Here is a 19,710-nt window from a genome sequence, read left to right on the forward strand (position 1 = left end):
CTCTATTTTAATTTAGTTGGGTGAAGTGCCCTACACCGGCTGACCGATTTCCTCGCAGAAAAACCCGTTTTTGAATATTTTTTTCTGGAAGGCTAAGGAAAATGAAAGTGAGGTGATAGTATGACAGGTCGAAATAAGCAGCCATTGCAAGTGATTCTAGGGAATGGGCGCTCAAAACATTTGACAAAAGACGAGATAAAAAAGCGTCAAAAACACGAAGAAAAGATGCGTGGACCGACTGAAAACATTGAAATTCCATCGTATTTAACAGCTGTTCAAAAGAAGGAATTTGCAGAGATTGCTGAAAAGCTTGTAGTGCTTGAAATTTTCAGCGAGCTGGATGTGGATTCTTTAGCGAGGTATCTGGACTCGAAGCATCAGTACTTACAACTGGTGAAAGACATACGAAAAATTAAACCAACAGAGACAGTTGAGCAAGAAAACGGCAAGAAAATAACAATTGCTAATGAGGATTATCCAAAACTGCAACGAACCAAAAATACATTGTTTAATGAATGTCGTTCTGCAGCTGCTGATCTTGGACTTACTATTACATCACGTTTGAAATTAGTTATTCCTTCACCCTCACCTGTGGAAGGCAAAAGCGAGGCGCAAAAGCGTTTCGGTGATAGGTTATGAATTGGGTTTTAGAGCGGGTTTTTAATTACTGTGATGATATTTTAAGCGGTAAAATCAAAGCCAGTATCAAACATAAATGGGCGGTTCAACGCTTCTTAAAAGACTATGAGGATTGTCAAAATGATGACAGTCCTTTTTATTTTGATGAAGAAGTGGCCGAGGATTTCTATTGGTGGGCCAATGAGTTTGAACATGTCGAAGGTGTTTTAGCTGGTGAAAAGGTTCAACTTAATGATTTTCAACTCTTTATATCCGTTAATATCTTCTGCTTCAAAAAGAAGAGAAATGGAGCACGTCGTTTCCGTAAGGTTTATATACAGCTTGCACGTAAAAATGCTAAGTCACAATTCTTAGCTATTGTAGGCTCTTACATTGCATTCCTTGGTGATGAGAAACAACGTATGTATATCGCTGGATGGCAGAAAGATCAATCTGATGAGGTATATATTGCTGTTCGAGATGGGATTAATTCAAGTGAATTGTTGGATGGAAGATGGAAAGAAGCCTATGGCAAGATTGAAGTCTTTAACAACGGATCTGTCATTGTCCCATTATCACGCGAAACACGTAAAACAGGTGATGGTAAAAACCCATCGGTTGGAATTGTGGACGAGTATCATAATCATCTTACATCTGAAATATACGATGTTTTGTTATCAGGGATGGTTGCCCGTAAAGAGCCACTTATGTTCGTTATCACCACAGCAGGCTTTGATTTAAGCAGGCCGTGTTTTGTTGAATACGAATATGTATCACGCATTCTAAATCCTGATGACGATACAGAAAATGATGATTACTTCGGTATCATTTGTGAGTTAGATCCGGGGGATGACATAAAGGATGAGAGCAATTGGATTAAGGCAAATCCGATTGTTGCTACGTATGAAGAGGGCCTTGCATCCATTCGTTCGGATTTGAAGACAGCTCTTGATGTACCTGAAAAAATGAGGTCGTTTTTAACAAAGACTATGAATATATGGGTGGACATGAAAGAAGGAGGCTACATTCCTGCGAATAAGTGGAAGGCAGGACAAATTGAAGCCTTTGAGATGACTGGCCGTGATGTTTATATAGGAGTCGATTTATCTAAGAAAATTGACTTAACTTCAGTAGGTTATGTTTTCCCTACGGACTATGGCTACCATGTTGGCCAACACTCATTTATGCCTGAAGAGGCGTTAGCAGAACGGAGAGCGAAGGATAAGGTGCCATATGATGTATGGATTGAAGAAGGCTGGATGGATGTCACACCAGGCGCAGTAGTTGATTATAGCTTTGTAGAACAATGGATTTTAGATTTCATCAATAACAATGAATTGAATGTAATTCTTTTTTGTTATGATCCATACGGTGCCACACAGTTTGCTCAAAACATGGAGAACTACGGATTAACTATTGTGGAAGTCCGTCAAGGTTTCCCTACATTATCTGAACCTACGAAGGAATTTAGAGACTACGTGTATCAGAATAATGAACATCAAAAGAAAATCACTCATGTTGGTGACAAGGTGTTATCTTGGGCTGTTGGTAATGCGATAGCTGAAATGGCTGCGAATGAAAGTATTAAACTTTCAAAATCGAAGTCGAGAGAACGAATTGACCCTATTGCAGCCATAATTACAGCATTTGTTCAAGCTAGATATGCAACATTTGAAAGTGGAGAGGGTAATATCAGTTTTATTTCTATTCACGATTTATAAGAGGGAGGTGAGAAATTGAAACTATGGCAACGTATTAAAACTACAGCGTACATGGCTTATGCAGGTGCTACTACAGGTTGGAAAGGTTCGACATGGGATTTTTCGAATTGGTTTGGACGAACCTTTTGGGGTATCGATAATAGCCAGTTAGCAACTAATGAAACGATTTTCAGTGTTATTAGCCGTTTGGCTAATACAGTATCGGCACTACCTATCAAATTGCATCAACATTATGATGTGATACAAAACGAAGCTTCTGATGTGCTTATAAATGAGCCGAACCAAAACATGAGCAGTTTTGATTTGCTTAATGCACTTGAAGTCAGTCGGAATGAGACAGGAAATGGCTACGCAATTATTCTACGCGATATACGTTTGCGGCCTAGTGAAATCATTCCCTTAGATCCATCTTGCGTGACTGAATTTATCAATAAAGACGATGGATTGTTGTGGTACCAAGTACAGGGTGAACGAGGGACGATGTTTGTAGCAAATACAGACATGATTCACGTTAAGCATATCAGAGGTCCAGCTCGTATTAGAGGGTTATCACCTTTGAAAGTATTAGCCAATACCATCAAATACGATAAGGCAGTTCAGGAGTTCTCCCTTTCTGAAATGGAGAAAAAAGAATCTTTCATCTTGAAATATGCTGCTAATTTAGATAAAGACAAAAGAGCTGCAGTAATAGCTGATTTCAGACGTTTTTATCAAGAAAATGGTGGCATTTTAATGCAAGAACCTGGTGTAGAAATCACAGAAATGAAAAAACAATATTTTGCATCAGATACATTGGCATCAGAGCGAATTACACGTTCAAGAGTAGCCAATGTTTTTAATATGCCAGTAAGCTTTTTGAATGATATGGAAGGTGGTACTTTATCATCTAATGAGCAACAGATGATTCAATTTGTACAAATGACATTAACGCCTATCGTTAAACAATATGAGAATGAATTCAATCGTAAATTACTTACTCGTCAAGACAGATTAGATGGTAAGTATTTTAAGTTTAACTTAGGTGGATTATTACGTGGTGACACTGCTGCTCGAACTGCACTTTATCATTCAGGTTTACGGGATGGGTGGTTATCCCGTGATGAAGTGAGAGAGTTGGAAGATAAACCACCACGTGGAGGTGCGGCAGCTGAACTATGGATTTCTGGTGACATGTATCCATTAGAAATGGACCCAACATTGCGGAAGTCCACTGCTGCTGCATCAACTGTGGAAGGAGGTGGAAATGAATGAAAAACAAACAGAATAAATTCTGGGAAATGAAAGCATCTGTTGATGAAAAATCTGCAGATCTTTTTATTTATGGCGCTATTGTCAGTGGATATAAATGGAGAGATGAAGATGTAACACTTACTGAATTTCAACAAGCATTGGATGATTTATCACCATCTGTAAAAACATTAAACATGTATGTAAATAGCCCTGGAGGGTCCGTATTTACAGCTATCGCTATGATGAATCAATTAGAGAGAAAGAAAAGTCAATTAACTATCAACGCCTATGTGGATGGTGTAGCAGCTAGCGCAGCGTCATTCTTAATTATGAAGGCAGATAACATTTTTATGTATGAAAATACTTTCTTGATGATTCATAAACCAATGATAACGTTGTGGAGCGCAAACGCTGTAGATTGTCGGGAACAGGCTGATTGGCTCGAAAAAACAGAATCAAGAACTTGTATTCCGGCTTATAAAAGTAAAGGCACAGAGCTTTTAACAGACGAAAAAATCAAAGAATTATTGGATGGCAAAGATAATTGGCTAGATGCAGAAGAAGCCTCAAAATACTTTGACATAGTAGTTGTACAAGAAGAAAAGGATGCTGTTGCATGTGCAGATTTTGAGTTACTTAATCAATATAAAAATGTTCCAAAGCAACTTTTAGAGCCTGTTCAATCTGCACCAGTTATGAGTGCTGAAGAAAAAGCTTTGCGTGAAAAAATTATTGCTGATTCGAAGGCGAATCTTATTTACTTGAATACAATCATAAATTAGGAGGTTTTCAAACTATGAAAACACAAACAAAAAAGCTATTGAAATCATTAGAACAAAAAAATTCAATGAAAATGTTGCTACCTTTAAATATTCAAATGTTCTCTGGTGACCAAACACTTTATGAATTAAAACAGGCAATGGCTACGATTGGTCAACAATTAAAGAAGGTAGAAGGTGAACTTTCTGCAAAAGCTATTGATCCATCTGCTTCAATCGAAGATATTCAAGCGCAGCAAAAATCTAAGGAAGATTTACAAGCTCGCTTTAATGTAATCAAACAACAACATGATGACTTAGAAGCAGAACAAAAAGCAAAATTTGCTCAAAATCCATTAAATCAAATTGAAGATCCTAAACAAAAACGCACAGAAGCATTTGCTTCATTAGTTCGTTCAACTGTACGTAATCAGCCTATTGATCAAGAAATTTATGCTGCATTAGGAGATAATACAAATCCAGCAACTGGCGGTGAAAAATTCTTACCTAAAACTGTTGCGCAAGAAATTATTACTGAACCTATGGTTAAGAATCCAATGCGTGATTTGATTACAGTTACAAACATTGTAAATCTGGAAATTCCGAAATTGGCATACACGATTGATGATGATAATTTCATCGCAGATACGGAGACGGCCAAGGAACTGAAATTAGAAGGTTCTACAGTGACATTTGGACGCTTTAAGTCAAAAGTATTTGCGGGTGTTTCAGAAACTGTTCTTGCAGGGACACATACAAACTTAGTTTCACATGTTGAAAATTCATTACGATCTGGTTTAGCTGCAAAAGAAAAGAAAGTACAGTTTGCAGCAACACCAAAAGCTGGTGAAGAGCACATGAGCTTCTATTCAACGCAAAATGCAATCAAAGAAGTAGAAGGTGCAAATCTTTATAAAGCGATTAAAGCTGCTATCGCTGATTTACATGAAGATTATCGAGAAAATGCAAAAATCGTTATGACTTTTGCTGATTACTCGGAAATTATTGAAACATTAGCAAATGGTAATGCAACATTATACGCTGCACAACCAGAGCAAATTTTAGGTAAACCAGTTGTGTTTGTAGATGCTGCAACAAAACCAATTGTAGGTGACTTCTCATACGCTCACTTAAACTACGATTTGAATGTACTTTACGAAACAGATAAAGATGTTAAGACAGGCGTTAATGCTTTCGTTTTAACAGCATGGTTTGATCACCGTATTAAATTAAAGTCTGCATTCCGTATCGCGAAAGTAACTCCTACTCCTTAATAAAAGGGTAGGGGTTTTAATTTATCGAAAGAAGGTGAACTGAGTGTACAAGGTAATTAATCGTTTCAAAGAAACTAACCATGACGGCCATATTTATGAGGTAGGCGATAACTATCCAGCCGATGGTAAAAAGCTTGTTAAAGCACGTGCAGAGGCTTTGACGGAAGTCCATGAAGTATATGGAGTAGCTTTCTTAAAAGCCGTAGAAGAGCCTAAAAAAGCTACTACAAAGCAAGCGCCTAAACAGCCTTCCACAGATGGAAAGAGTGATGCTTGATGCAATTACTGGATGAGCTAAAAGAATATTTGCGAATTGATGGGAATGACGAAGATCGTTCCCTTTCTACTATTCTACAATCATCCATTTTTTATTTGGAGAATGCAGGAGTGAAACAGCCAGAAGATTATTATTTAACTGTGGAGGGCAAAGAGGTGTTCGCCTTGCATCGTTTGGCTATTATGACGCTTGCTACGCACTTTTATGAGAATCGTATAGCTATTACGCCTTCCACAATTAAAACAGCACAGCAACCCATTCCATACGGCTTACAGTCAATAATTTTACAGATAAAGTGGGTGGATCCTGATGAACTATCGCAACAACAATAACGCAGGCCGTATGAACAAGCGAGCTACTTTCTTAAATCCACCAGGTACAACTATCAACGGATGGCCAAGTGAAGAATGGACTAAACACGAAACCGTATGGGTGGAATTGAAGACTGCAAAAGGTTATAAGTTATTTAGTTCTGATGCTACGCAATGGCAAGGGAAATGTGTTATTGGTATTCGTTATCGTAAGGACATTACAGAAAACATGCGTGTTGAAATTGCTGGCAAAACATACGAAATGGATGCACCACCAATCAACGATAATGGTGATAATCAGTGGCTCACAATCTTTTTAAAAGAGGTGATGTAGATGCACTTAGAAATGCAAGGATTGGAAGCTTTGCTACAGAATCTTACGAACCTACCTCTAGAAGAGGCGGATGAAAATAGAGCACTTAACGCGGCTGCTAAAGTTGTAAAAGAGGCTGTTATTGAAGAAGCGCCTGTAGATGATGGTACGTTAAAGAAAAATATCAAGGCACAACGTGCTAAAGATGGAGAAGCTAAAGTTCATACTGGTGGTGCTTATCATTCTCATTTAGTTGAGTTTGGACGTTCAGCAGGCAGTAAATATGCACTTAAAAATGGAGTGCGACAAAAAGTTACATGGGGCTCTACTGCACCTAATCCATTCTTTACGCGAGGACTTGAAAGAAGTAAAGATAGGGCAGTCGATGTAATGAGTGATGAAATCAGAAAGGCATTAAATCTATGATAGATATTTCTGAACATATCACAAGTACTTTGTCCCCACTAAAATTAGATGTATTTTTCAACAGTGTACCAACTGGAGCAACTATACCGAATCAATACATTACTTTCATAGAAATTAATGCCAAGCCAGCTTTAGAGGCATCTGATCGGGAATATGAGACTGAACGACTTATTCAAGTCAACGTCTGGTCGAAATCCGATTACTATCAGCTTGTGGAGGACATCAAGCAATTGATGGAATCGGCTGGTTATGAAAGAACATTTGAATATGATGCACCAAAACAAGAAGGCGATTCTCACTTTAACAAAGTGTTGCGATTCGTCTTTTTTGATGAATATTAAACATTAGGAGGTCATGAAAATGGCAGCTACAACGGTAAATGAAAAACCACAAAAAATTAGTTTGAAACGTATTCATTATGCGCTAATGACAGATGAGCAGGCAGAAACTTGGGGCGATGTTAAAACATTAACGATGCCAATCTCTTTAACACTTACTCCTAATTTCTCAGAAGCATTTTTAGATGCAGGAGATCGAGTAGTGGACCAAGAAGCGCAAATGGACTCTATCACAATCGCTGGGGAAACAGCAGATTTACCAACTGAAGTACTTGTTGATTGGTATGGACATAAGAAGTCAGCGGAGGGTGGTATCATTACAAATGCAAATGATACACCAAAAGCAATTGCAATTGGCTTTGAATCAGGATCTAAACTTGTCTGGTTCTACAAAGCAAAATTAAAACCAGGTGAAGAATCAAATGCTACACGTAAAAAAGGTGAAACGAACTACAAAGTTTACCCATTCGCTGGTGAAGCTTTACCTTTAATTGATGGCATCATCAAACATACAGTAGATACGCGTGATTCGGGTGTAACAGCTACTCCTGAAACGTTCTTCTCCACTGTAACAAAACCTACCGAACCGACAGTACCGACACCTTAAACAGAAGTCCTTTTATAGGGCTTCTTTTCTTTTAAATTAAATCAAAGTGACTAACGAAAAGGATGGATGAAATATGCAAATCACATTACGAATTGATGGACAAGATAAAACATTTACAAATGACTTTGTGAAGGCGCGTGTTTTCCGAAACGCACTCAAAATGAATGAAAAAATGCGTGAAGAAGGCACTGAAGTTTCAACGGAAACTTTTGATGAAATGATCGGATTTGTAGTAAATGTCTTTGATAATCAATTCACTGTGGATGACGTATGGGATGGCTTAGAAGCAGGACTATTACAAAATGAAATCATGCGTGTATTTAATAGTGTACTTAATATTGGTGGATTAGAAACTAAGTCTTCCACAGATGATGAGGGAAAGTAAGTGGCTTAACAGCCTATCAAAATATCAAAAAGTTCTATCGTGATTTATTGAAAGCAGGGTATAAGCTTCATGAAATTGATGAAATGGATATACATTTTTGGTTTGAACTATCAAATGAAGATGATGAAGAAATAGAGGAAGTCACAGCTGACGAAATTAGTTGGTTATGATTTTTATTTTTGCCAAAAAGGCGGTGAGAATATATGGCAAGCATAGGAAGTTTAGAAGTCAGTCTTAGTTTAAATGCATCTAATTTTAATGGTACTGTAGCACAGGTAAATCGCAATATGAGGGCAATGGGTAGTGAGTTACAAGCAATTCGAGCGAGAGGCTCTGAATATGAAAACTCATTAACAGGACTTTCTCAAAAGCAAAATGTTTTAACAAGATCATTTGATGCTGCATCAATCAAACTACAAGAACAGCGTCGTAGGTATGATGAATTGGTTGCCAGTGGTACTGCATCCTCTGCTCAAATTGAAAGACAGGCTAATGCGGTTAACCAAGCACAAGCGCAATACAATCGCTTAGAGCGTGAATTAGCAGAGGTTACAGAGCAATTACGCATCCAGTCTTCCCAATGGACGCAGGTTGGCCAACGGATGCAAGAAGTAGGCAATAAATTATCAGCTGTTGGGGATGGGATGATGAACATTGGTAAGAAGTTATCAATGTATGTCACGGCACCAATAGCAGCAATGGGTGTTGGAGCGTTTAAAGCAGCTGTAGACTTTGAATCAGCTTTTGCAGGTGTTCGAAAAACTGTAGATGCCACTGAATCAGAATTCCAATTCTTCTCTGACGAAATCCGAAACATGTCTAAAGAGATACCAGCTGCTGCTACGGAGATCGCAAAGGTAGCAGAGGCAGCAGGGCAGTTGGGTATTAAAAATGACGCTATTATAGGCTTCACACGAACAATGACTGATATGGGTGTAGCTACAAATATGTCTGCTGATGAGGCGGCAACAGCATTAGCGCGTTTCGCAAACATTACTAAAATGTCACAACAAGACTTTGACAAACTAGGTTCTACTGTAGTTGATCTAGGTAATAACTTCGCTACAACTGAGTCAGAGATCATTGACATGGCCTTACGTCTTGCAGGTGCAGGGGCTCAAATTGGCATGTCTGAAGCTGACATTCTTGGTCTTGCTACTGCTTTATCATCTGTAGGTATTCAAGCTGAGATGGGTGGTTCGGCCTTATCACGTGTTATGGTCCGTATGCAAGTTGCTGCATCCACTGGGCTTGGTAAAACAGAAGAACTATCTAGAAAAACAGGTATGTCGTTACGAGAGTTACAAATGCTCGCAGCCAATAACAGCATGGATTTTACAAGCTTGGCAGACAGTCTTGGCATGACCAACAAAGAAATGAAGAACATTGTTAATGCTGGTGTTGACTTAGAAAACTTCGCGAAAGTTGCTGGTATGACAAGTAAGGACTTCAAAGAGGCATTTGAAAAGGATGCAGTCGGTGCAATCGGAGCGTTTGTAAACGGCCTTGGTACAGCAGAGCAAGCAGGGGATTCAGCCATCAACATGCTTCAAGAAATGGGCATCACAGAAATTCTTCTACGTGACTCCTTACTACGTGCTGGGAATGCTAACGAACTATTTGCAAGTTCCATAGACATCGCAAATAAAGCATGGGAAGAAAATGCAGCTTTAACAAATGAGGCTGAACAACGATATAAAACGACTGAATCTCAATTGATTATCTTGAAAAACAAAGTTATCGATTTAGGAATTACCCTTGGAAACATATTGATACCAGTTGTCTTATCAATTGTGGAAGTAGTTGGTCCTTGGATTGAGAAATTCGCAAGCCTTAGCGAAGGTACACAGAAACTAATATTAGTTTTAGGTGGTATAGCCGCAGCTATAGGTCCAGTAATACTTGTTGCAGGGGCTCTCGTATCAAGTGTAGGAGCCATTGTTTCAACATTCGGAACAGTAGCATTAGCTGTTGGTGAGGCTGGCGGTGTAGTTGCTATGTTGACTGCTAAATTAGGATTTTTAGGTCCAGCATTCTCTGTACTTACTGGTCCCATCGGAATCACTGTAGCTGCATTAGGTGGCCTAGCAATTGGTGCTGTAGCATTTGCCAAACATATGAGTAATGATGCATTACCAAGCGTTGAAAGATTCGGAAAAGGTGTATCAGAATCAACAAAGAATGCATTAAATGGTTTCTTTGATCTTAGTGATGGTGCAGCGAAGTCAGTAACAAGTATGTATGTGTCCTCCACAGAAGTTACTTCAGAAATGGCTAAAGAGCTTACATCAAAATTTGATCAGATGAATAAGCAGATTGTGGAAGGCATGAAGAAAAGAAATGCTGATCAACTATCTGATTTACAAGATTTCTTTATGTTTTCATCAGCTTTAACTTCTGAAGAAGAACAGAAAATTATAGCTGAGACACAAAAACGAAACGAATGGCAATTAAAAGAACAGAATGCCATGAATGAACGTGTTAATGCAATTGTTCAAAAAGCTTTGGATGAAAAACGTGAACTGACAGAACGTGAGCATGAAATCATCAATAATTACAACCAAATGATGAAAGAAAATGCTGTTAGAACATTTTCTGAAAGTGAATTAGAACAGAAAGTCATTCTTGAGCGAATGAAAGAGAATGCATCGATTATTTCTGCTGAACAAGCTGCTGAAGTTGTGAAGAATGCTGTAAAGCAAAAAGAAGAAGTCATCAAAGAGGCGGAAGAAACTTATAACCAAAGGATGGCCCAAATCATCCAGATGCGTGATGAAACAGGTCAAATTAATGCCGAACAAGCTGATCGCATGATTGCTGAAGCTACTAGAGCTAAAGATCAAACGATTCTTTTGGCAGAAGAACAACATCAAAAAATTGTAGAAACAGCACAAAAACAAGCTGACGAACATGTTGAAAAAGTAAACTGGGAAACTGGCGAAATACTTTCTAAATGGGAAGTATTTAAAAATAAACACTCTGAAATATTCGACACTATTGAAGAGTATTACAACAAAGTCATGGATGCCTTAAAAGAGGCTACTTCCACTGCTTATGACTTTATTAAATCAGTTGTTGATGAAAAATTAAGTGGTGTCGTTGAATTTGTAAAAGAACAGCTTGATAAATTAAGAGAGTTTTGGGACGAAAATGGAGAAGCTATTTTAACAATAGTAAAGCTATACTTCGACAATATACTTTCTAACATTAAAATGATTATGGGTTTAATCAAAGGAGTTTTCGAGATTGTTTGGCCATTAATATCTAATACAGTTAAAGTGGCTTGGGAAACAATAAAATTAGTTGTAGGTACTGCAATGGATACGATACTTGGCATTATATCAATCGCCCTAAAATTACTTCAAGGAGATTGGAAAGGCGCTTGGGATGAATTAGGTCAAATAGGACAGAAGATGATGGATAACTTCACTACTTTTTTAAAAGGCGTGAATTTGAAGCAAATCGGTAAAGACATTATAAATGGTCTAGTAAAAGGTATTGGGGATATGAAAGATTCTGTTAAACAGAAAATCGAAGATATAGCCAAATCGATTCCAGAATGGGCCAAAAAAATATTAGGTATTAAATCACCATCACGTGTAATGATGGAAGTTGGTAAATGGACTGGCGAAGGTCTTGCCATCGGTATTGATTCTACTCAAGAACGTGTTGAAAATGCCATGAAAGAACTTGGACAACTCATAATTAATGCAACTAAAGCCAATCAAGCAGAAGTTACTAAAATAGCTGACGAAGCAGAAAAAAAGCGTACTAAAATCCAAGCTGATGCTGCTAAAAAGAAACTTGATATTGAAAAGAAGTTAGGCGTTGATTTACAAAAAGCCAACAATACGATTAGTTCAAGAAAAAAAGGTGCAACTGCTAATGATTCTTTAAGAGTGCAACAATTGAAAGAAACAGCGAACTCAAAACTCGTTAAGTTAGAACAAGATACCCAAGAGAAATTGAAAAAGATTAACGATAAAGCAACAGCTGATATGGTCAAAAAGGAAGAAAAAGCAGCAAGTGAAAGATTGACTGTCATTAAAAGGTTTATTGATGATAAAAAATCCACTGATGAACTTTCACTAGTTACAGAAGCTCATATTTTAGAAGAGTCGTTAAAGTTGTTTAAAGATGGAACGAAAGAAAAAATCGATATTCAAAAGATGTACAAAAAAGTGACTGAAAGTATACAAAAAGAAGAGGAATCAATTAATAAAACTTACCTTGATAACGTTAAAAAACTGAATGATGAATACATCAAAGAAGAAGAACGTTTGACTAAAGTTTATGAAGATGAATTTAAGAAGCGTAGAGATTCGTATTATTCCTTTGCAGGTTTATTTGATGAAGTGGCGCAACGTGATGTTTCAGGGTCTGCTCTTATTGCTGCTTTACAGTCGCAAGTTACAGCGTTTGAAGATTGGCAGAAAAATATAGCCAAACTTGCTTCAAAGGGTATTAATGAAGGCTTATTAGCAGAATTACAAGCCATGGGACCTAAAGCTGGAGCAGAAATAGCAGCATTAAATACGTTGACTGAAGAACAGTTGGCTGAGTACACAGAACTGTGGAAGACAAAGAATGAGCAAGCACGTACTCAAGCAGAAACAGAACTCACAGGACTTAAACAAAATACCGAAAAACAAATCAATGATTTGCGATTGAAGACAGCTGATCAGCTACGTATATATCAAACTGAGTGGCGAAACAGCATGATTGCTTTAAAGGGTAATGTAAAAACTGAGATGGAGGAAATGCCAAACATCGGTGTTTTCGCTGTTAGTGGATTAATTGATGGTATGATGTCCAAAAAAGCTGACTTATTGAGTGCTGCTCAAGAACTTGCTGAAATAGTAACATCTGCTTTTACTGGAGCATTAGATATTCATAGCCCTTCAAGGGTAATGAAAGGATACGGTATTAATATAGGTGAAGGTTTAATTTTAGGTATAAATGAAATGGTGGGAAAAGTTGCTGGAGCTACTAAACGGTTAGCGAAAACGGTGACTGATGGTACTGTTAACTCGATGCCAAATAACACATCGTCCTCCACAACAAATAATACAGAGAATACCTTTAACCTAAATGTCACTAGTCCAAAACCACTTGATCCTTATGAAACAGCGAGATTAAGTAAAAATGGCTGGAAAGAGATGGCGCTACAAATTTGATAGCGAGGTGAAACCATGCGTACATCATTTGGATTTAATGAAAAACTAGTCTTCCACAACAATAAGGGACAGTCACTTGAAATATCGGTGACTAGTCCTTTTTTCTTGCAATCAGCAGATGGGATTGATTCATTAGAAAATGAATTCTATAGCGTAAAAAACTACAATGAAGACGGTACAAACGTAAAGGGCTCAAGTGTCCGTGAAAGAAATATTGTTGTTGAAGGCCAATTAAGACGACAAGATAAAGAAATGAATAGGCAAAAGTTAATTCGCTTTTTTAATCCAAAATACCGATTTACTTTAGAGTATACAAATGGTGACATCACTCGCTTTATTGATTGCCGTGTTGAGAAATCTCCTTCTGTAAGTAAACATATATGGCCAGAATTTGTGATCTCATTTCTTTGCCCTAATCCATGGTGGTATACAGAAGAACAGAAATATGAAATTGCAATGTGGGTAGCTGCTTTTGAATTTGAACTTGAAATTGATGCGGATGGAGACGGTATTGAAATGGGTTACCGTGAGCCTAACAATGTAGTCAATGTCTTTAATGATAGTGATACAGCATCACCTTTACGTATTCAATTTACAGCCATTGGAAGTGTAGTTGATCCATATATTGAAGTTGTGGAAACTGGCAGGATAGTAAAAATTGAAGGCACTCTACAGGGTGGGGATGTTGTAACCGTTAATACTCAAAGAGGTAATGAATACGCCATTCTTGAACGAAATGGACAGCAAATAAATTATTTCAATTACCTATCCTACGATTCGGATATTCAACTTAGTGTGGATGTAGGTGATAACTTGATTCGTTACGATGCTGCTCAATTTGTATCTAATTTAGAGGTGTCAATTTACTTCACGCCTCAATTTGTGGGGGTGTAACCATGCTTTATGTATGTAACGAAAGTTTTGAACGGCTAGGATATATAGGTAACTTTTCATATCTTCTGTGGAGGAAAAAGTACGGCCCGTTTGCAGAAGCAGAGTTACACGTTGATGTTACACCTAGAAACTTAGAGTTATTAAAAAAAGATAACATTATCTTTCGACAAGACGATAATGAAGCAATGTATATTTATTATCGAAATTTTGATGATAGTACAGGAATTGAGCAGCTAGTGGTTAAATGTTTTTCATTATTCAGATGGACGGATAGACGTTTTTTATGGCGACAATATAATTTTGATGCAACACCAGAAATGATTATGCGACAAATGATAATGGAGACAATGATAAATCCTAGTGATACAAATCGAAAAATCCCACAAGTGAAACTCGCACCATCAAAAAATTTCGGTGCTAGAGTCCAACATCAAATGACGTATAAAGAAGTGTACGAAAGTATAGAAAAATTATGTGAAACCCATGAAATAGGTGCTCGTTGCATTTTTAATGGTAGAGAATTGTTTTATGACTTCTATGAGGGTGTTAATCGTACAATTAATCAATCAGAACATCCACGTATTATTTTGTCTAAAAACCGAGCGAACTTACTTCAACGTACTTATGAAGATGCAAATAATGATTTAAAGACTACAGCATTGATAGGTGGAGCTGGCGAAGGTCCTGACAGGAGACTTGCTAACATAGGTACAACAATTAAAGGTTTAGCTCGACGTGAAATATTTATAGACGCAAGAGAAATATCTGATAAAAAAGATGTGGATGGCGAACAGGTAGATATACCACCTGAAGAATATTATCCATTGTTACTTGCGAAAGGTAAAGAGAAACTAAGTGAATATACCGAGTTTATAGGTTTTGAAGCTGAACTTGATGTAACGAAAGAAAACACAAAATATAATGAGGATTTCTTTCTGGGGGACTTAATAACAATAAAAGATGATGAACTAGGGATTTTAATGAATAGTCGTGTTATGCAGGCAGATGAGGTTTTTCAACAAGATGGAAAATCAATTTATGTATCAGTTGGTAAGTCTGTTCCTACTTTACCCCAAGCAATAAAAAGGATGGTGAAATAAATGATAAAATTCGGGATGTTTAACTCCATTAATGGGGATAGACGATATAAAGCGGAGGATTTCGCACAGTATTTTGCAACATTTATTGGCAATGGTATTTTTGTAAAGCCATCTGATTGCCTACAAATTTTTGCGAATGGTGATTCGATGAACGTAACAATTAGACCAGGTAAGGCATGGGTTAATGGCTATTACTTAATCAATGATGATAATTATACTTTGCCACTTTCAGCAGGTGACACTACACTTAACCGCATTGATCGTATTGTTATTCGTTTGGATTTCGTACAACGTAAAATGAGTGTAGAGGTCAAGAAAGGTACTTTATCTGCTTCACCAGTCGCTCCTGCATTAAAACGAGATGCAGACGCCTATGAGTTAGCATTAGCTGATGTGTATATAGCAAAAGGTGCTTTAACGATCAATCAAGCAGCTATTACAGACACACGCTTGAATAATAACTTGTGTGGTCTTATGCATGGTGTTGTAAATCAAGTAGATACCACAACCATTTTCAATCAATACCAACAATGGTTTAATGATTATTCTGTTACCAAAGCAGCCGAGTTTTTAGCGTGGCAAACGGATGTAACAACAGCTTTGGAGAACTGGATAGATGCTCAGGAACAAGGCTTTGAGGCGTGGCGACAAGCAGAAGAACAGCTTTATTATACGTGGTTAAACGGTAAGAAGAATGACTTTGACACTTGGTTTGCAACAATCAAGGACAAGTTAAGTGAAGATGCAGCCGGGAATTTGTTTAATTTAATTGATGAACACAAAAATGCATCACTGCCTCATAAGATTTTATTTGATGGGAAAGTTTATTTGCATGGTTGGGTGTACAATCCAGTATTAAAGTGTATGTCCAGTGTAATGAGGGAGGTTGTTGATTGATGGCAGAAGATATAATTGTGAATTTACCTACTTATGAACAGGTAGCAAAGATCGAGGCTACTAGTGGAGTGGTGATGGGTGCTGATGGAAACAAATATTTGGCAAGATTTGATGAACACTACGAGACATTTGAAGTGAATATGGATAACAATATAAATAATCAAATTTTTTTAGAATCGTTTAAGTCTAAGATAGTTCCAAGCAATCAAGACTGGTTAATTGAAGGTATGTCTTTCCCAATGTTGTTTTTGAAAGATAATTTGAGATTAACATATGGGGTCAAACCCGATGGAGGCACTACAAAACTTTGGTTTGCCATCGTCGATGCTAACACATTTGAAGTCTTAGGTGGAAAATTCGTAACAGAAGAACCATTAGGTATAGTGATTTACAACACTTCTGCAATGGTCGATTATTGTGTCGACAACAATAATAATTTATGGATTCGTCTAGTTCGAGGTAGTAACATGGCAGTCGCCTTAATCGATTTAGACACCTATGAATTTAAAAAATATCACACATTAAAAAACAATGGTACTTTTTCCAATGTTGTTGGAGTTGGAGTAACTGACGATGGTTGTTTCGGTATAGCGACCTCAACACCTCCAATGTTATACGTATATAGATTGAATTTGGATGCTAATGGAATTCCAACTGGTGACGGGTCAAGTGAAGCAGCTCAATCTTTAACAGCAGGAGGGACTCAAGGACAAACAGCGGCTGGTTTAGTATGTGATGGTGAGTTTTTTTATACTATAACCACTCCATCGGGTACGCAAGCAAAGCGTAGTAAGTATAAATTTAATAAGTATGGAAATACGTTTACTGAAGTTAGTTCCTTCATAACATCAGGAGTACCAAATCCTATAGTCGCTTGTATTATATACTTTTTCGATACATTGGAAGATGGTCGTAGAATATTGGTTACTATACATGGAAACGGACAGAATGGTCTTTCATGTATATTTGTAACCCTTCTAGATACATTTACAAATCGATACAATGCTATCCTAAATACTGTAACGGGTTCTCCTTTATTTCATAATGGAAAAATATATTATGCTGGGACTGATGGGACGACAGCCATCCGCATTGGTCTTTCGGAGTATATACCAATGATAGAAAGTTATATCAACAAAACTACTGGTAACGCTAATAGTAGATTGATATATATGCTGGCTAATCCTGCAAGCTCTAGTTCGTCAGTACCCACACCAAGTATGACTCCTAATGTGACTGGTATTGTTAACGACAACGGTATATTTTTATCAAACGGAAATAAAAGGTTCAGAGACATTAGACAAGTTTATAATTTAATAAACTACATTAAGGAGGAATAATGATGTTTTATTTATATCCTAATGAAGATACCTTCACTTTCTATAATAGTCCTGAAGACCTTCCAGAACAATATCGACATAACTTAATAGAAGTCGAAGCTTTACCAGAAGGGTCAGGTATCTTACGACGTGCGAGCGATGGAACGTTCTACTATGAACCATTTCCCAAACCAGAAGTGAATCCAGAGCCACCTATTGAACCTGAGCCACCTGTATTATCAGTAGAAGAAATGCAGGCGCAAATTTTACTAAACACTGAGTATTTGGTATCAAGAGCAGAATTAGGACTAGGAGGAATATAAAATGTCAGTATATGAATTATGTAAGTATTTAATTGATCGTAAGAGATATGAGCATGAAGCTATGTTAAATAAAGTGAATGTCTTCTATGCTAACAATCAATTGGCAGACGAAGAATATACAGGTTTACTTACAATAATGGATGAACAGAAAACGCAGGCATAAGCCTAGCGTTATTTTTTATGCCAAAAATGAGGTGAGGAAATGCAACTTGTATATGAGCATCCAATTTTAACACTACTCTTTATTAGTGCAATCGGTTTTTGGTTAACAGCAGCTTTTAGTCAATTGAAATTAGCTGAAAAAGAATAATTAAAATGTTGCCTTCCACAGATGATTGTGGAGGGCTATTTTTATACAACAAGACCTAAGTAATGCACTGTGCTGAGCGGTGCTATTTTTATTTGTGAGGTGTTGACATGGACAGTCAAACAGTAGCCTTAATTGGTATAATTTGTACCGTATTAGGTGCTTTCATTGGTTTTTTAACATTTAATAGAAATCGTGATAAAGATGTGAAAAGCGAAGCTTTTAAAAGCGCAGTAATTGAAACAAAGTTAGATAATATCAACCAATCAGTTAACTCAATTGCAGTAGATCTAAGGGCTAGTGAACAACGTTGGAACAATACAGATAAAGAAGTTGCGCGTATTGATGAAAGTGTAAAATCTGCTCATAAAAGAATCGATACTCTGGAGGGAAAAAGGGATGAAAATTAACTGGAAAGTACGTCTACAACATAAACAATTTTGGGTGTCATTAATCGCATTACTACTAGTGCTTGCTAATCAAATAGCAGGCATTTTTAATGTCGATATTACGATTTACAATGCTCAAATCACAGCCGTTTCAGAGACTGTATTAAGCATTTTAGGCTTGCTTGGTATTATTATCGACCCAACTACTGTTGGTACATCTGACAGCACACAGGCGCTTAAATATGACAAGCCAAAGGGTGATAAATAATGGTGCAAATCAGACAACATTTAGTGTCAGCAGCCGTGGCTATTAAAGTAACTGGAGGATGTAAAAACACTCGTAAAAAAGTATGCATCCATGAAACTGACAATACCAAGAAAGGTAGTGGAGCAAACAATCACGCTCTACTCCAAGCAAATGGGAACAGTCGCCAAGCAAGCTGGCATTGGACTGTGGATGACAAAGAGGCAGTGCAATCATTTACACATGATTATCAATGCTGGGCAGCTGGTAGTACAAAGGGGAACAACGAAGCAATCCATATTGAGATGTGCGTGAATGCTGATGGGGACTATGTAAGGACTGTACAAAATACAGCAGCACTTGTTGCTAAAATTCTTAAAGACGAGAACCTAACAGTCAATGATGTAGTCCAGCACAACTTTTACAGTGGAAAAAATTGTCCTAGTAAGATGCGTTCCACAAGTGCACCTATTCCGTGGAGTAGTTTTTTACAAATGGTTAAATCAAATATGCAACCTTCAACACCAAATAATATTGTAAAGGATGATGATACAATGCAATTTACAAACGAAACACTTAAAGCAGCTGTACGCGACTACCTAAAACAAGCGGTGGACAAAAAGCTTATTGATAAATCACACCTTGAAAAGTTTGACGCTGGCATACTGACAAACGGAGATTTAAAAGGATTAGAAATTATCATTGCACAACGTAGTATGTAATCAAATGCCTGTTACCTAAATTGGTAATGGGCTTTTTTATTTCCACAAATTTCACTTGATAAAATGCAAACGTTTGTTCT

General features: G+C 37.3%; 22 protein-coding genes. All 22 read left to right on the forward strand.

The features are described from left to right. Nucleotides 1–120 precede the first annotated feature (120 nt). The 22 genes from HCH28_RS00830 (at nucleotide 121) to HCH28_RS00935 (ending at nucleotide 19,630) form a co-directional block, all read left to right on the forward strand. Nucleotides 121–639 (forward strand): phage terminase small subunit P27 family, encoded by a 519-nt coding sequence (locus HCH28_RS00830; RefSeq protein ID WP_221679168.1) that lies wholly within the window; start codon nucleotides 121–123, stop codon nucleotides 637–639. Then, a complete protein-coding gene (locus HCH28_RS00835) occupies nucleotides 636–2,339 on the forward strand; it encodes a terminase large subunit (protein WP_221679170.1) in 1,704 nt (567 codons plus the stop codon). The genes HCH28_RS00830 and HCH28_RS00835 overlap by 4 nt, the downstream gene beginning before the upstream one ends. A gap of 15 nt (nucleotides 2,340–2,354) precedes the next feature. Beyond that, entirely contained in the window at nucleotides 2,355–3,590 is a 1,236-nt protein-coding gene (locus HCH28_RS00840) for a phage portal protein (RefSeq protein ID WP_370635273.1), read from the forward strand. Beyond that, the gene (locus tag HCH28_RS00845) at nucleotides 3,587–4,351 is read left to right on the forward strand and encodes a head maturation protease, ClpP-related (RefSeq protein WP_221679171.1); all 765 of its coding nucleotides are present in this window, start codon (nucleotides 3,587–3,589) and stop codon (nucleotides 4,349–4,351) included. The genes HCH28_RS00840 and HCH28_RS00845 overlap by 4 nt, the downstream gene beginning before the upstream one ends. A 65-nt stretch (nucleotides 4,352–4,416) precedes the next feature. Next, nucleotides 4,417–5,601 (forward strand): phage major capsid protein, encoded by a 1,185-nt coding sequence (locus HCH28_RS00850; RefSeq protein WP_255600520.1) that lies wholly within the window; start codon nucleotides 4,417–4,419, stop codon nucleotides 5,599–5,601. A 43-nt stretch (nucleotides 5,602–5,644) separates the two neighbouring features. Then, on the forward strand, nucleotides 5,645–5,878 hold the full coding sequence (locus HCH28_RS00855) for a hypothetical protein (RefSeq protein ID WP_221679173.1): 234 nt from the start codon (nucleotides 5,645–5,647) through the stop codon (nucleotides 5,876–5,878). Beyond that, on the forward strand, nucleotides 5,878–6,210 hold the full coding sequence (locus HCH28_RS00860; RefSeq protein ID WP_221679174.1) for a head-tail connector protein: 333 nt from the start codon (nucleotides 5,878–5,880) through the stop codon (nucleotides 6,208–6,210). Before HCH28_RS00855 ends, HCH28_RS00860 begins: the two co-directional genes overlap by 1 nt. Continuing rightward, a complete protein-coding gene (locus HCH28_RS00865) occupies nucleotides 6,188–6,523 on the forward strand; it encodes a phage head closure protein (RefSeq protein WP_221679175.1) in 336 nt (111 codons plus the stop codon). The genes HCH28_RS00860 and HCH28_RS00865 overlap by 23 nt, the downstream gene beginning before the upstream one ends. Further along, nucleotides 6,524–6,928, forward strand: a complete 405-nt coding sequence (locus tag HCH28_RS00870) for an HK97-gp10 family putative phage morphogenesis protein (protein WP_221679176.1) — start codon at nucleotides 6,524–6,526, stop codon at nucleotides 6,926–6,928. Next, a complete protein-coding gene (locus HCH28_RS00875) occupies nucleotides 6,925–7,269 on the forward strand; it encodes a hypothetical protein (protein ID WP_221679178.1) in 345 nt (114 codons plus the stop codon). Before HCH28_RS00870 ends, HCH28_RS00875 begins: the two co-directional genes overlap by 4 nt. A 19-nt stretch (nucleotides 7,270–7,288) precedes the next feature. After that, entirely contained in the window at nucleotides 7,289–7,873 is a 585-nt protein-coding gene (locus HCH28_RS00880; protein WP_221679180.1) for a major tail protein, read from the forward strand. 73 nt (nucleotides 7,874–7,946) lie between these two features. Next, on the forward strand, nucleotides 7,947–8,258 hold the full coding sequence (gpG, locus tag HCH28_RS00885) for a phage tail assembly chaperone G (RefSeq protein WP_221679182.1): 312 nt from the start codon (nucleotides 7,947–7,949) through the stop codon (nucleotides 8,256–8,258). A 203-nt stretch (nucleotides 8,259–8,461) separates the two neighbouring features. Beyond that, a complete protein-coding gene (locus HCH28_RS00890; RefSeq protein ID WP_221679184.1) occupies nucleotides 8,462–13,435 on the forward strand; it encodes a phage tail tape measure protein in 4,974 nt (1,657 codons plus the stop codon). 15 nt (nucleotides 13,436–13,450) lie between these two features. After that, a complete protein-coding gene (locus HCH28_RS00895; RefSeq protein WP_221679185.1) occupies nucleotides 13,451–14,329 on the forward strand; it encodes a phage tail domain-containing protein in 879 nt (292 codons plus the stop codon). 2 nt (nucleotides 14,330–14,331) lie between these two features. Further along, nucleotides 14,332–15,429, forward strand: coding sequence for a siphovirus ReqiPepy6 Gp37-like family protein (locus HCH28_RS00900; protein ID WP_221679186.1), 1,098 nt, complete (start codon nucleotides 14,332–14,334; stop codon nucleotides 15,427–15,429). Next, the gene (locus HCH28_RS00905) at nucleotides 15,430–16,326 is read left to right on the forward strand and encodes a hypothetical protein (RefSeq protein WP_221679187.1); all 897 of its coding nucleotides are present in this window, start codon (nucleotides 15,430–15,432) and stop codon (nucleotides 16,324–16,326) included. Next, nucleotides 16,323–17,666, forward strand: a complete 1,344-nt coding sequence (locus HCH28_RS00910; protein WP_221679188.1) for a hypothetical protein — start codon at nucleotides 16,323–16,325, stop codon at nucleotides 17,664–17,666. The genes HCH28_RS00905 and HCH28_RS00910 overlap by 4 nt, the downstream gene beginning before the upstream one ends. 2 nt (nucleotides 17,667–17,668) lie before the next feature. Next, nucleotides 17,669–17,968 carry a hypothetical protein gene (locus tag HCH28_RS00915; protein WP_221679189.1) on the forward strand — a complete coding sequence of 100 codons (300 nt, stop codon included), beginning with the start codon at nucleotides 17,669–17,671 and terminating at the stop codon, nucleotides 17,966–17,968. A 1-nt stretch (nucleotide 17,969) separates the two neighbouring features. Further along, nucleotides 17,970–18,131 (forward strand): hypothetical protein, encoded by a 162-nt coding sequence (locus tag HCH28_RS00920; RefSeq protein WP_221679190.1) that lies wholly within the window; start codon nucleotides 17,970–17,972, stop codon nucleotides 18,129–18,131. 254 nt (nucleotides 18,132–18,385) lie between these two features. After that, complete coding sequence (locus HCH28_RS00925; protein WP_221679191.1) at nucleotides 18,386–18,685, forward strand: hypothetical protein; 300 nt, start codon at nucleotides 18,386–18,388, stop codon at nucleotides 18,683–18,685. Continuing rightward, entirely contained in the window at nucleotides 18,675–18,932 is a 258-nt protein-coding gene (locus HCH28_RS00930) for a phage holin (protein ID WP_221679193.1), read from the forward strand. Before HCH28_RS00925 ends, HCH28_RS00930 begins: the two co-directional genes overlap by 11 nt. Further along, nucleotides 18,932–19,630, forward strand: a complete 699-nt coding sequence (locus tag HCH28_RS00935) for a peptidoglycan recognition protein family protein (RefSeq protein ID WP_221679195.1) — start codon at nucleotides 18,932–18,934, stop codon at nucleotides 19,628–19,630. The genes HCH28_RS00930 and HCH28_RS00935 overlap by 1 nt, the downstream gene beginning before the upstream one ends. Nucleotides 19,631–19,710: the final 80 nt, after the last annotated feature.

The organism is Lysinibacillus sp. K60 (assembly GCF_019731275.1).
GTDB classification, from domain to species: Bacteria; Bacillota; Bacilli; order Bacillales_A; family Planococcaceae; genus Lysinibacillus; species Lysinibacillus capsici.